The 12,937-nt window shown below is 62.7% G+C and carries 15 protein-coding genes; 10 read left to right on the forward strand and 5 right to left on the reverse strand.

Annotated features, from left to right (window positions below):
- Window positions 1-7: 7 nt before the first annotated feature.
- A complete protein-coding gene (locus BLV45_RS17150; protein WP_090535142.1) occupies window positions 8-826 on the reverse strand; it encodes a flagellin domain-containing protein in 819 nt (272 codons plus the stop codon).
- A 250-nt stretch (window positions 827-1,076) separates the two neighbouring features.
- Between BLV45_RS17150 and BLV45_RS17155 the strand changes: the two genes are divergently transcribed.
- Together BLV45_RS17155 and rpsU are read left to right on the forward strand one after the other, a co-directional pair.
- Window positions 1,077-2,021 (forward strand): aldo/keto reductase, encoded by a 945-nt coding sequence (locus BLV45_RS17155; RefSeq protein WP_090535302.1) that lies wholly within the window; start codon window positions 1,077-1,079, stop codon window positions 2,019-2,021.
- 328 nt (window positions 2,022-2,349) lie between these two features.
- Window positions 2,350-2,562 (forward strand): 30S ribosomal protein S21, encoded by a 213-nt coding sequence (gene rpsU / locus BLV45_RS17160; RefSeq protein WP_074262890.1) that lies wholly within the window; start codon window positions 2,350-2,352, stop codon window positions 2,560-2,562.
- A 199-nt stretch (window positions 2,563-2,761) separates the two neighbouring features.
- Here rpsU and BLV45_RS17165 read toward each other — a convergent pair whose 3' ends face one another.
- Together BLV45_RS17165 and BLV45_RS17170 are read right to left on the reverse strand one after the other, a co-directional pair.
- Window positions 2,762-3,187, reverse strand: a complete 426-nt coding sequence (locus BLV45_RS17165; protein WP_090535143.1) for a hypothetical protein — start codon at window positions 3,185-3,187, stop codon at window positions 2,762-2,764.
- 207 nt (window positions 3,188-3,394) lie between these two features.
- Window positions 3,395-3,991 carry a DNA-3-methyladenine glycosylase I gene (locus tag BLV45_RS17170; protein ID WP_090535144.1) on the reverse strand — a complete coding sequence of 199 codons (597 nt, stop codon included), beginning with the start codon at window positions 3,989-3,991 and terminating at the stop codon, window positions 3,395-3,397.
- Between the two features lie 156 nt (window positions 3,992-4,147).
- Between BLV45_RS17170 and BLV45_RS17175 the strand changes: the two genes are divergently transcribed.
- Together BLV45_RS17175 and BLV45_RS17180 are read left to right on the forward strand one after the other, a co-directional pair.
- Window positions 4,148-5,029 carry a BadF/BadG/BcrA/BcrD ATPase family protein gene (locus BLV45_RS17175; RefSeq protein WP_090535145.1) on the forward strand — a complete coding sequence of 294 codons (882 nt, stop codon included), beginning with the start codon at window positions 4,148-4,150 and terminating at the stop codon, window positions 5,027-5,029.
- Between the two features lie 73 nt (window positions 5,030-5,102).
- Entirely contained in the window at window positions 5,103-5,924 is an 822-nt protein-coding gene (locus BLV45_RS17180) for a Cof-type HAD-IIB family hydrolase (RefSeq protein ID WP_090535146.1), read from the forward strand.
- Between the two features lie 121 nt (window positions 5,925-6,045).
- On the opposite strand, the gene aqpZ is transcribed toward BLV45_RS17180, so the two are convergent.
- The gene (gene aqpZ / locus BLV45_RS17185; protein WP_090535147.1) at window positions 6,046-6,786 is read right to left on the reverse strand and encodes an aquaporin Z; all 741 of its coding nucleotides are present in this window, start codon (window positions 6,784-6,786) and stop codon (window positions 6,046-6,048) included.
- Between the two features lie 287 nt (window positions 6,787-7,073).
- Between aqpZ and BLV45_RS17190 the strand changes: the two genes are divergently transcribed.
- Window positions 7,074-7,376 carry an H-NS histone family protein gene (locus BLV45_RS17190; RefSeq protein ID WP_090535148.1) on the forward strand — a complete coding sequence of 101 codons (303 nt, stop codon included), beginning with the start codon at window positions 7,074-7,076 and terminating at the stop codon, window positions 7,374-7,376.
- A gap of 196 nt (window positions 7,377-7,572) precedes the next feature.
- Here the strand turns inward: BLV45_RS17190 and BLV45_RS17195 are convergent, their stop codons facing one another.
- Window positions 7,573-8,637, reverse strand: a complete 1,065-nt coding sequence (locus tag BLV45_RS17195; protein WP_090535149.1) for a glycosyltransferase family 4 protein — start codon at window positions 8,635-8,637, stop codon at window positions 7,573-7,575.
- A gap of 640 nt (window positions 8,638-9,277) precedes the next feature.
- On the opposite strand from BLV45_RS17195, the gene flhD reads away from it, so the two are divergent.
- From flhD to BLV45_RS17220, 5 genes are all read left to right on the forward strand, one after another.
- Window positions 9,278-9,598 carry a flagellar transcriptional regulator FlhD gene (flhD, locus tag BLV45_RS17200; RefSeq protein WP_090535150.1) on the forward strand — a complete coding sequence of 107 codons (321 nt, stop codon included), beginning with the start codon at window positions 9,278-9,280 and terminating at the stop codon, window positions 9,596-9,598.
- Between the two features lie 73 nt (window positions 9,599-9,671).
- Window positions 9,672-10,253, forward strand: a complete 582-nt coding sequence (gene flhC, locus BLV45_RS17205; RefSeq protein WP_090535151.1) for a flagellar transcriptional regulator FlhC — start codon at window positions 9,672-9,674, stop codon at window positions 10,251-10,253.
- A gap of 260 nt (window positions 10,254-10,513) precedes the next feature.
- Complete coding sequence (gene motA, locus BLV45_RS17210) at window positions 10,514-11,374, forward strand: flagellar motor stator protein MotA (protein WP_090535152.1); 861 nt, start codon at window positions 10,514-10,516, stop codon at window positions 11,372-11,374.
- A gap of 21 nt (window positions 11,375-11,395) precedes the next feature.
- Window positions 11,396-12,406, forward strand: coding sequence for a flagellar motor protein MotB (motB, locus tag BLV45_RS17215; protein ID WP_090535153.1), 1,011 nt, complete (start codon window positions 11,396-11,398; stop codon window positions 12,404-12,406).
- 87 nt (window positions 12,407-12,493) lie between these two features.
- Complete coding sequence (locus tag BLV45_RS17220) at window positions 12,494-12,871, forward strand: response regulator (protein WP_090535154.1); 378 nt, start codon at window positions 12,494-12,496, stop codon at window positions 12,869-12,871.
- Window positions 12,872-12,937: the final 66 nt, after the last annotated feature.

Genomic DNA, 12,937 nt, shown 5'->3' on the forward strand with positions numbered 1-12,937 from the left:
ATCAGCCTTACTGGAGAAGCTTCAGAACCTGTTGCGGCAGCGAGTTTGCCTGAGCCAGCACCGAGATACCAGCTTGCTGCAGCACTTGAGCTTTCGACAGGTTCGCTGTTTCCGTCGCGAAGTCCGCGTCGGTGATCTGCGAGCGCGCTGCGCTCATGTTCGTCGCTTGCGTGGTCGTCGTCGTGATGGCGGCCGTCATCGTGTTTTGCGTGGCGCCGAGCGTTGCCTGGAAGGTATTGACGCTTGCCAGTGCCGCGTCGATCGAGGTCATTGCTGTTTGTGCAGCCGCTGCCGAAGAAACGCTCAACGCGTTCACGCCCAGACCCGTCGCGTTCCACACCGTCGCGCCGAACGATGCCGTGATTTGCTGACCAGCGAATGCACCGATCTGGAACGTCACGCTACCTGCGCCCGACAGAACTGCCTTGCCGTTGAACGTCGTTTGCGATGCAACACGCGAAATTTCTGTCAGGCGCGCTTGCACTTCCGAGTCCAGGTTAGCCAGTGCCTTCGAATCCAGCGAGCCGTCGCCTGCTTCCACTGCCAGCTGGCGAATACGTTGCAGGTTGTCGACCGTCGATTGCAGCGCGCCGTTGGTCGTTTGCACCATCGACACCGCGTTGTTCGCGTTTGCGGCGCCCTGGGTCAGCGCGTTGATCGACGCCGTTTGCGACGTTGCAATTGCGTTACCAGCGGCATCGTCAGCAGCCGTGTTGATGCGCTTGCCCGACGACAGACGGTTGATGGCTTGCGCCAGAGCGCTTTGCGAGCCCGACAGATTGTTCTGTGCCGTCAGCGACAGAATGTTGGTGTTGATATTCAGCATTTGCTTCCTCGTTTGGAAAACGCCATGTAATTAGGCTGGTTCGGGTTCGGCGTAGCGCATTTGACGAGTGGCGCTGCCCGCCTTTCCTGGTTGTCGGCGGCGCGCGAACAAAACTTTAGGGGCTGGAGAGAAAAGAGGGAGGGAACGGGCCCGCCCGCGGCCGGCCGAAAACCCGGAGAGCGCCGCCCTATGCGGATCCGCGAGGCGGCGTATGCTTGTCGGTCCGGTTGCATTTCCCCTGGGAGAAGTCATGCAAAAACGCAATATCGGCACGTCGCAGGTACAGGTCGCACCGCTGGTTTTCGGCGGAAACGTGTTCGGCTGGTCCGCCGACGAAGCCACTTCGTTCTCGATTCTCGACGCCTTCGTCGACGCCGGGCTCGACTTCATCGATACCGCCGACGTCTATTCGGCCTGGGTGCCGGGGCACCACGGTGGCGAATCGGAAAGCATCATCGGCAAGTGGCTGAAACAGGGCGGAAGGCGCGACAAGGTCGTGCTCGCGACCAAGGTGGGCATGCTCGGCGCGCGAAAAGGGCTGTCGGGCGGCAACATCCAGGCGGCAGTCGAAGATTCGCTGCGTCGCCTGCAAACCGATTACATCGACGTGTACTTTTCGCATCTCGACGACGCGGAAACGCCGCTCGCCGAGACGTTAGGTGCCTACCAACGCCTGATCGAGGCGGGCAAGGTGCGGGTGATCGGCGCCTCCAACTATAGCGGCGCGCGGATCGAGGAGGCGCTCGCGGTCGCGCAGCAGAACGGCTTGCCGAAGTACCAGCTGCTCCAGCCGGAGTACAACCTGTATGATCGCGCCCCATATGAAACGGAGATCGAACCGGTTGCGCTCGCGCACCGGTTGGGTGTCGTGACGTATTACAGTCTTGCGAGCGGCTTTCTGTCGGGCAAATACCGGTCGAAGGCGGATCTCGGGAAAAGCAGCGCCCGCGGCAGCCGGGTCGAAAAATACCTGAACGAACGCGGCCTCGAAATCCTGAAAGCGCTCGACGAAGTCGCCGGACGGCACGACAGCACGCCCGCCACGGTGGCGCTGGCCTGGCTGATGGCGCGTCCGGGTGTGACGGCCCCAATTGCCAGCGCGACCTCGGTCGACCAGCTGAAAAGCCTTGTTGCGGCGGTCCACCTGAGGCTCGCCGACGCCGATATCCGCCGGCTGAACGACGCAAGTGCCTGAACGCACTCGTGAAAGTGGTGGTGGGCACGAGTTTTTCCTGATATTATCGGGAGTGAATTGAGATCTTTGCCTGTTTCGTGGTCGATTGATGGTTGAACGTCGGCGATGAGCCGGGCATCAGGCGCAGTGGTGCATGAGCGTCTGCCCGCGTTCTCGCGGTGAACTCCCCACCTCTCTTTTCCGGCCTCCGTGGCCGCTTTGCCTCTCGTTTTCGTCCATGGTTTCGTTTGCCTGTTATTGGCCATGAATCGAAACGACCGGAGTGCCGGCGCGTGAGCGGGTTGCCGCCACGCAATTAACCGTATCAAGCGATTTAGTTAGGAATTACATGACGACGATTCTTCTGAAAGAAAACGAGCCGTTCGAAGTGGCGATCCGCCGCTTTCGTCGCGCAATCGAAAAGAATGGCCTGATCGCCGAGTTGCGTGAGCGCCAATCGTACGAAAAGCCGACGACGGCACGTAAGCGCAAGAAGGCTGCTGCTGTGAAGCGCCTGCACAAGCGCCTGCGTAGCCAGCAACTGCCGAAAAAGCTGCACTAAGCACGCTTTTACGCACGGCCAGACGGCGGTGTAGCTTCGAAAGAAGCTACACCGCCGTTTTCATTTGGGCGCTCGGGAGCGGTCGTGTCCGCGCCATCATGGCCAGGTATGTGCGGTTTCACGCGAGACAGTGAGACAGGGAGGTCGTGAAGCGGGCGCCGGCGAACTGGCGCTTCCCGGCATTGTCGCTGTTCTGGCGTTATGCCGCGGTCTTCACCCGTTCGGCGGACAGGCTGAACTGCCGGGCGATCGAGACGAGACGTTCCTGCCATTCCCACGTCCCGAACACGTCATGCACGTTCTGCAGGCAACTGAGCAATTCGACGGTAGTTGCGTCGTAGATGTTGATGCGCACGCGTAGCAGCGCTTTTTTGAGCGCCGCAACGCCGACGTCCATATAAATGGGCACGTCGCGCGGATCTTTTCCGATATAGCGGACGGGAACGCCTTCCATCGCCGTCATATAGTCGCCCGGCTTGATGAAATTGCCGACGGGGCATCCGCCGCAGTGACTCCGGTAGGCGCCGCCGCCGCGTGGCAGTAGCGCCGCGCGCCTCTGGCCAAACAGATGGCCGACGGCCTGGTCGAAAATCTCCTGATGTGTCAGGAAGTTCAGGCTTTTCATGGTGAATCTCCCCTGCGCGATACGCAGCGGTCGTTGTTATTTGAAGACCTGCGGTCTTCCTCACAGTTATAACGACTGAAATCGGTAAATATGTAGTGGATGAAACCCGGGGCGGGCAATTTTACGTCACGTAGCGTGGTCTCGCCCACGCTACGTGACGCGTAAGGCGACCCGAGCGACGGCGGCAAGCGAAACGGAGCGCCGCGGCTACTCCGTTTTCCGGTTGCGCCCCTTTTTGCCGAGCGCGGCGCAGGCCGCCCTGCATACACAAGTTCGCTCGTGGTCGTTCACCATGCCCACGGCCTGCATGAACGCATAGCAGATCGTGGTGCCGACGAATTTGCAGCCCCATCCCTTGAGCGCCTTGCTGAGTGCGTCCGAAACGGCGGTCGACGCGGGTGTGTCCCGATAGCTTGCCCAGTCGTTCTGGATGGGCGTCTGGTCGACAAATGACCATACGAAGTTAGCCAGCGAACCGTGTTCGGCCTGGATTTTCTGGACCGCGCGCGCGTTCGTGACCACCGATTCGAGCTTGCCCCGATGGCGGACGATGCTGGCATCGAGTAGCAGCGCATCGATGTGCTTCGGCGTGAAGCGGGCCACGGCGTCGATATCGAAATCGGCGAACGCGCGGCGATACCCGGCGCGCTTGTTGAGGATTGTCGACCACGACAGGCCAGCCTGCGCGCCCTCCAGTACGAGCAGTTCGAACAGGTGCCGGTCGTCGCGCGAGGGCACGCCCCATTCCGTGTCGTGATATTGCGCAAGCGCTTCTGTCGCCGCCCAGTTGCATCGTTGTGTCACTTTCCCGCTCCTGCATGATGAGTTGTTCGATCTGTCGAATGCCGCCAGGCAAGAATAGCGGAATGGGCGCGCGCCGCCACCTGGCCGGATGGCAGATTGCCGGATCGAATTGAACCCGATAGTCTCTGCTCCATCCTTTTCATTCGACTGTATTCGATGACTTCAGACCTTTATCTCATCGGTGTCGACGGCGGCGGCTCCGGCACCCGTCTCGTCCTTGGCGACATTCACGGTGCGGAACTCGCGCAGGCCGCGGGCGGCCCATCGGGTCTGGGCCTCGGCGTCGAGCGCGCCTGGCTCGCGATCGAGGCCGCCTGCCGCGATGCGTTCGCCGCCGCCGGGCTCGAGCTGGACTGGTCACGCTGCGTGCTGGGATGCGGTCTGGCGGGTGTGAACAATCGCGACTGGCTCGCGGCGTTCCATGATCACGCGCCGAAAGTGGCGGGGCTCGCGGTCGAGAGCGACGCCTATACGACGCTGCTCGGCGCGCACGCCGGCGCCCATGGCGTGGTGGTCGCGCTCGGCACGGGCAGCGTCGCCGCGGCGGCCGACGGCGACGGACCATGGCGCATCGCGAGCGGTTTCGGCTTTCCATCCGGCGACGAAGCAAGCGGTGCCTGGCTTGGCTTGCGGGCAGTCGTCTACGCGCAGCAGGCGCTCGACGGCCGCGTGCCGCACGATGCGTTCGCGCAGGCGCTGCTCGATCGCGTCGACGCACAGGACCGCGACAGCCTGATCGTCTGGCTTTGCGCCGCCAATCAGACGGCTTATGCGAGCCTCGCGCCCGTCGTCCTGCAGCATCGCACGCATCCGTTTGCCACCCGTCTGCTCGCGCAAGCCGGAGCGGAAATCGCGAAGATGATCGACGCGCTCGATCCGCGCGGCACCTTGCCCGTCGCGCTGTGCGGCGGCCTGGGTGAGCCGCTGCGGCCTTACGTGCCGGCTTCGTACCATGGGCGCCTGCGCACGCCGCTGGCCGGTTCAGCCCACGGCGGGTTGCAGCTTGCAAGGATCGAAGCGCAACGGATCAACGCGTAAAGCGGCGACGGGCGCGGCGCGCGGGTTCGGGGCGTTAAAATACGCCCTTTGAGCCAGCGGCACTGCCCACCATATGTACAAAGTTATCGCCACCGATCTCGACGGAACCCTGCTCAACAGCGACCATCAGGTGGACCCGTTCACCGTTGCCACGGTGCGCGCGCTCGAAGCGCAGGGGCTCCACTTTGTCATCGCGACCGGGCGCCATTATTCCGACGTGGCCGGCATCCGCGATGTGCTGGGTATCAAGCCCTGGCTGGTGACGTCGAATGGCGCGCGGGTGCATGCGCCCGACAACACGCTGATGTACGCGCGGGATCTCACGCCCGAAATCGTGCGGCGTCTCGTCGAGCCGGAAATCACCGGTGGGCATGGCCGCGTGATCGTCAATCTGTTTGCTGAACAGGAATGGCTGATCGACCGGGACGCGCCTGAACTGCTGCGCTTTCATCAGGACTCGGGATTCACGTACGAAGTGATGGACCTGCGCGAGCACTCAGGCAAGGACATCGCAAAGGTGCTGTATATCGGCGATCCGGCGGACCTCGCGCATGTTTCCGCGAATCTCGAACGCGAGTTCGGCGAGGCGCTGTATGTGACCTATTCGTTGCCTGACTGTCTCGAGGTGATGGCGGCGAGCGTGTCGAAAGGCACGGCGTTGCGGGTCGTGCTCGAACGCCTCGGTATCGACGCGACACGTTGCGTGGCCTTCGGCGACAACATGAACGACATCGACCTGCTGGAAACGGCCGGCTATCCGTTCATGATGAACAACGCCAATCCCGATCTGATCCGGCGCCTGCCGGAGGTGCCGCGAATCGGCAATAACTTCGAGGCCGGGGTGGCCCATCATCTGCGCAAGCTGTTCGCCATGGACGACGAATTGACGTCGTGATCGTCGCGGCGAAGGTGAAGTTAAACCTGAAGGCTGGCGAATCCCTTCGCCAGCCCGACACGCCGCGGCACGCCGAGCCTGTAGCAACATCGCCGCACTTCGCTGCGCCCAGGCGCCAGGCTCAACTCAAGGCTTCCACGCCGCGCGCCGTCTCGCGCTCCCGCGCAACAACCGGATAGACCAGTCCCGCGACCACCGCACCCAGCATCGGCGCGAGCCAGAAGAGCCACAGCTGGTCGACCGCGCCACCGCCGACGAACAGCGCCGGGCCTGTCGAGCGGGCCGGATTGACGGATGTGTTCGTCACCGGAATCGAAATCAGGTGGATCAGCGTCAGGCACAACCCAATCGCCAGCGGTGCGAATCCCGCCGGCGCGCGCCGGTCGGTTGCGCCGAGAATCACGAACAGGAAGAAGCCGGTCATCACCACTTCGCAGATGAACGCCGCGAGCATCGAATAGTGCCCGGGCGAGCGGCCGTCATAGCCATTGGTGGCGAAGCCGCTCGCCACGAGGTCGAAGCCCGGCTTGCCGCAGGCAATCAGCGAGAGCACAAACGCGCCGAGTACCGCGCCGGCCACCTGCGCCACGATGTACGGCACGAGGTCGCGGGCCGGGAAGCGGCCCGCGACCGTCAGCCCGACACTGACGGCCGGGTTCAGATGACATCCGGAGACATGCCCGATTGCATAGGCCATTGTCAGCACGGTCAGGCCGAACGCGAGCGCGACACCCACGTAGCCGATACTCAGACCCTGTTCGGGACCCGAAAGGCTCGCGGCCAGGACGGCGCTGCCGCACCCTCCGAGCACGAGCCAGAACGTGCCGAACATTTCGGCGGCGACGCGTCGCGACAATTGCATTTGCGTATTCCTTTAAAGGTCGACTGCCATTGCGGCATCGCGAAATACGCAATGCGCGCTCGAGTCGCGGATTTTAGGCAAACGCACCAGACGACGCTGTCAAGAATTGTCAAATTCGACGAAATGCCGGTGATTATTTCGGGATAATGATGCGTGAAATATTACTTCGGCGGATTTTAATAATTATCAGATGTTTTCCCGATATGCGGGTCTGGCACACATTGCGAATTCTGCTAAATGCAGCTAATCTCCGATCGAATGACTGCCGCGATAAGGGAGAGGCCACAATGTCATCACAATACGCAGATCTCAAGGTTCAGATAGCGCGACTTCAGGCGCAGGCCGAAGAGGCACGTCGTACCGAAGTCGTGAATGTGATTGCGGAGATCCGTCACAAGATCGTCGAATACGGGCTGACGGCACAGGATCTGGGCTTCGCCGAGGCCGCCCGGCGTGGCCGGCCGCCAAGGAAAGCGCCGCTACCGCCGCGTTATCAGGATCCCAAAACCGGCAGTACGTGGAGCGGGCGCGGCAAGCCGCCAAAATGGATTGCAGGAAAAAATCGTGAGCGATTCCTGATCGAACAGTAATTCCATCCGGTTATCGAAAGCATTTTGAAGGGAATTGCGTCTGTCCGGCCATTGCTTGATACGGCCGGTTGGCGCCAAATAAAAAGCCGCCTTTTCAGGCGGCTTTTTGTTGCCGGGGAAATGAATCGTTCGATTCATACGCGAGGCAAACGATTCACGCAGACGATTCACCCGAATTAACGCACCGGCTGATCGTTCAGCCAGCCGCAACCCGGCGCAGCACCGGACGGCGCGCGGTTTCCAGAAGCGTCGTATATCCGTCGACGTAATTCTGCGCCATCGTCTTCGAGCTGAAGCGGCGCTCGAACTGCGCGCGGATTTCGCTGCGGGAAAGCTCGTCGATGCGCTGGAGCGCGGCGACCGCACCCTGCACGTCCTCGCAGACATAGCCCGTCACGCCGTGGTCGATCACCTCGGGCACCGAGCCGCGGTTGAACGCGATCACCGGCGTGCCGCACGCCATCGATTCGATCATCACGAGGCCAAACGGCTCGGACCAGTCGATCGGGAACAGCAGCGCCTTCGCGCCGGAGAGGAAATCGGGCTTCTGGGCCTCGTTGATCTCGCCGACAAACTCGACGTGCGCCTGCGACAGCAGCGGCTCGATTTCGGTCTTGAAGTATTCCTGGTCGACCTTGTCCACCTTGGCGGCGATCTTCAGCGGCAGACCGCTTTGAGCAGCGATCCTGATGGCTGTATCGACGCGCTTCTCCGGACAGATACGGCCGAGGAACGCCAGATATTCGGGCTTCTTGTGCGGCTGCGGCGTTAGCAACTGCGCCGGCAGGCCGTGATAGATCGTGTTGAGCCAGTTCGCCTGCGGCAGCGGCTGGCGCTGCGAATCCGAAATCGACACCACCGGCACGTCCGAAAACGCGTCGAACACCGGCTGAAGCTCGGGCAGATCGAGGCGGCCGTGCAGCGTCGTGACAAACGGCGTGTCCATCGTCGAGAATAGCGGGAACGGCAGATAGTCGAGGTGGAAGTGCAGCACGTCGAACTCGTGGGCGACGCGGCGCACCTGTTCCATCATCAGCACGTGCGGCGCCATCGCGTCGCGCACGGTCGGATCGAGGCGCAGCGCGCGCGGCCAGCAGGCTTCCAGGTCCGCGGAGGTAACCGAATCGCCGCTCGCAAACAGCGTGACGTCGTGACCGAGGTCCACCAGCGCCTCGGTGAGGTAAGAAACAACACGCTCGGTGCCGCCGTAAAATTTCGGGGGGACAGCTTCATAAAGCGGCGCGATTTGTGCGATTCGCATGCGGTTCTCCTTGTTCAGACGGCTTCGCTCGACGTCGCCCGGGTGAGCGGGGCGAATGCCTGGTCGGACGGACCGCGCGGCGTTTCCACTTGCCGCGCGAGGACTGCCCGAGCCGGATCGGGTTATCCCTTAGGACCATTATCGGGATTGAGTGCGCTAATTCGAGCTATTTTTCAAACACTTAATGTTGTTACAGCGCGAAACAGGCGCTCGAGAATTCCCTCAATATGCGGGAAACCCAATAAAGGCAAGGGACTCGATGCCCATGACAGGCGAGTCGAAGGGTAGCACGGTGTCCCGCCGAGGTACGCTGAGCAAGGCTTTCACGGCATGACGGCCAGATTGCGAAACGGGTGGATATGCCCGCTTTAAATCTGCCTGTAATCCCGCCCCATCCGCCTTTGACGCGACTTTTCGTTACGTCGGAAAACGGCCCGCCGCAAATCGTGTAGGAAAAACTCCTACATTAATAATGGATATTTCCGTCAGAACGACGGGCGGTCTGTCCGATTTCCGACGGGTTGTGCTTTCGCCACAATGCTGGAATGACCATAAACGGGCCGGTCGTGCGTGTTCGGCGCGCGCGATCGAGCAAACGTTTCCGCAACGGCCTGACCAGCCAGATCGAACCGGGGGAATCATGACCGCCACTAGCGAAATGCTCAGTGAGATCAGAGAAGTAAACCTGTCCTACCTTCTGCTGGCCCAACGTCTTCTGCGTGAGGACAAACCTATGGGCATGTTCCGCATGGGCATATCGGACCAGCTCGCCGACGTCCTCGCCAACCTGTCGCTCGCACAGACCGTCAAGCTGGCCGCATCGAACCAGGTGCTGTGCCGCTTCCGGTTCGACGACCACACCATTCTTTCGTCCCTCGCTGAAAAAGGCAAACAGGGCGTCGTCGCCCAGGCGCATTCGGCGATCCTGATGGCGAGCCAGCCGACCGAGCAGATCGGTTGAGACGCACGCCGCAGTCCCCTGTGGTCGGCCGCCCGGCCGGCCGGAGCCGGTACGGACGACAGAACGAGGGCGGATGGCAACGAAAAGCGTGATGACGGAAGTCAGGGAAATCACCCTGGCGATCGAACTGATCGAACTTGGGGCGCGGCTGCAACTCCTCGAGGCGGAAACCAGCCTCTCGCGCGACCGGCTGATCAGACTCTACAAGGAACTGAAGGGCGTCTCGCCGCCCAAGGGCATGCTGCCCTTCTCGACAGACTGGTTCATGACGTGGCAGCCGAATTTCCATTCGTCGCTGTTCTTCAATATCTACCGGTTCATCAACCTGCAGGGCGGCTGCGACCCGATCCAGGCGATCGTGAAAAGCTACCGGCTCTATATGGAACACGTCCAGCTGCAGCAGGACGAGCCGGTATTGAGCCTCACGCGTGCCTGGACGCTGGTGCGGTTCTTCGACTCGGGCATGGTGCAGATGACGCCCTGCACGCGCTGCGGCGGACATTTTGTCGCGCATGCGCACGATCCGCAGCAGGGTTTCGTCTGCGGGCTGTGCCAGCCGCCTTCGCGGGCGGGCAAGACCCGCAAGGCCGCGGAAGCCGCCGGGGCCAAAGCCCGACCGGCTGCCGGCGCCTCGATTCTCGTCGCCTCGGCGTGAATCCGGGCGCCCGGCCAGGCGCGCGCAGCGGGCGTTCAGCGAGACAGGCCGGCCCACGCGCGGCCGGCTGAGCGGGCCGGCCTGCGGCAGTCCGCGCGCCGGCGGTGCGTGGCCCGCGGCGCGCGCCCGACCGGCGCGTATTCCCGAGCCCACCGGGTGTACGCCGTGGTGGGCGGCCCCTTTATCCCCAAAGTTTTCTGTCCGCGTGCCGTAAACCAGTTTAACGACGGTCTCCGTCGCTTCTTTGTGAGGGCTCGGCAGTGTTGATTTTCGTGGGAACACTCGTAACGCTGTTGTCCGTCTTCGGCGGTTATGCGCTGGAAGGCGGCCATCTTGGCGCGCTGTTGCAGCCCGTCGAAATACTGATGATCGCGGGTGCGGGGCTGGGTGCGTTCATTCTCGGCAACGGGGCGAAGACGATCAAGGCCACGCTTCGCGTGATACCAACGCTTTTCAAGGGCGCCAAATACGACAAGGATGTCTACATGGAGCTGATGGCGCTCCTGTACGTGCTGCTCGCGAAGGCGCGCAAGGAAGGCACGCTGACCCTCGAAGCCGATATCGACGACCCGCACAAAAGCCCGATCTTCACGCAGTACCCGAAGATCCTGGCGGATCACCATATCGTCGAATTCCTGACCGACTACCTGCGGTTGATGGTGGGCGGCAACATGAACGCCTTCGAGATCGAAAGCCTCATGGACGAGGAAATCGAAACCCATCATCACGAAGGCGAGGCGCCGGCCCACGCGCTGATGAAGGTCGGCGACGCGATGCCGGCGTTCGGTATCGTCGCGGCCGTGATGGGCGTGGTACACACGATGGCCTCCGCGGACAAGCCGCCGGCGATTCTCGGCGAAATGATCGCGCAGGCGCTGGTCGGCACCTTCCTCGGGATTCTGCTTTCGTACGGGCTCATCGGGCCGCTCGCGAGTCTCGCCGAACAGCGCGTGACCGAGTCGACCAAGATGTTCCAGTGCATCAAGGTGACGATTCTCGCCAGCCTGAACGGCTATGCGCCGGCGATCGCCGTCGAGTTCGGCCGCAAGGTGCTCTTCTCGACCGAACGCCCGTCGTTCACCGAGCTGGAAGAGCACGTGCGCCGCGTCAAGGCGAAATAAGGCGACGGCCAGGGACTGGGAATGAGCAAGGACAAGGATCGCGCAATCGTCGTCAAGCGCTCGGCGCCGAGGAAGTCCAGCCCGCACGGCGGCGCCTGGAAGCTCGCGTACGCCGACTTCATGACCGCGATGATGGCGTTCTTCCTGCTGATGTGGCTCTTGAGTTCCGCATCGACGGTGCAGCTGCGCGGCATCGCCGAGTACTTCAACCAGCCGCTCAAGGTTGCACTGATGGGCGGCGATCGCAGCGCCGAGGATTCGAGCATCCTGAAAGGCGGCGGCCGCGACATCTCGACCGACCAGCAGGGCATCACGCGGCAGAGCGACGGCTCGACGGCGCGCGCCGAAAAGACCGCCGCCCGCAACGACGACGACGCGGTCAACCAGACCCAGGGTTCGCTCGAGCGTCGCGAGCAGGTTCGCCTGCATGACCTGCAGGTGAAGCTGATGGCGGCGATCGAAGCCAACCCGGTGCTGCGCCAGTTCAAGCAGCAGATCCGCATCGATTCGACGCTGATGGGCCTGCGCATCGAGATCGTCGATTCGCAGAAGCGGCCGATGTTCGCCACCGCCCGCGACATCGTCGAGCCGTACATGCGCGACATCCTGCGCGAGATCGGCAAGACGCTGAACGACGTGCCGAACCGCATCGTCGTGCAGGGTCACACCGACGCCGTGCAGTACGCCGGCGGCGAGAAGGGCTACAGCAACTGGGAGCTGTCGGCGGACCGCGCGAACGCGTCGCGGCGCGAACTGATCGCCGGCGGCATGGATGAAGCGAAGGTGCTGCGCGTGCTCGGTCTTGCGTCGACGCAGAACCTGAACAAGGCCGACCCGCTCGACCCTGAAAATCGTCGCATCAGCATCATCGTGCTCAACCGCAAGTCGGAAGAAGCGTTGATGCGGGACGACACCACGACGACGACGCTGTCGTCGGATGCAGCGGGCTCCTCGAAGCAGCCGCTGCTGGAAAAGATCTCGCAGCCGGTGACGGTTGCACCACGGACGACGCCGGCAGTGGCGACGCAGTAACAAGGCAACAGGCGGTTGTCCGGCCGGCACGGGCGCCGGGGCGGCGCGGCAGGCCGGACAACCCACAGCAAGCGCAGTGAGGATTTCATGATCAGGCACATTCTGGCAATCGACGATTCGGCGGCGATGCGGGAGATTCTCTTCGCGACGCTGACGACGGCCGGCTATCAGGTGACGCTCGCGGCCGACGGCGAGGCAGGGCTGGAGAACGCGCTGGCAATGCCGTTCGACCTCGTGCTGACAGACCAGCACATGCCCGGCTGCACCGGCCTCGACCTGATCGCGTCGCTGCGCGGCAACCCGGCGTATCAGGCGACGCCGATCCTTGTGCTGACGACCGAATCCGGCGACGCATTCAAGGCGGCGGCGCGCGATGCAGGCGCGACCGGCTGGATCGAAAAGCCGCTCGACCCCGACATGCTGACCGAGCTGGTCGCGGCGCTGGCCGTACCGGGCGAAGTCTGAGCCGTGACGGACGCAGCGAAACAAGACACAGCCCAGCCCAGACAGGATTTCTCGCGGTGACCCAGG

It is taken from the genome of Paraburkholderia sartisoli (genome assembly GCF_900107685.1).
Classification (GTDB): Bacteria; Pseudomonadota; Gammaproteobacteria; order Burkholderiales; family Burkholderiaceae; genus Paraburkholderia; species Paraburkholderia sartisoli.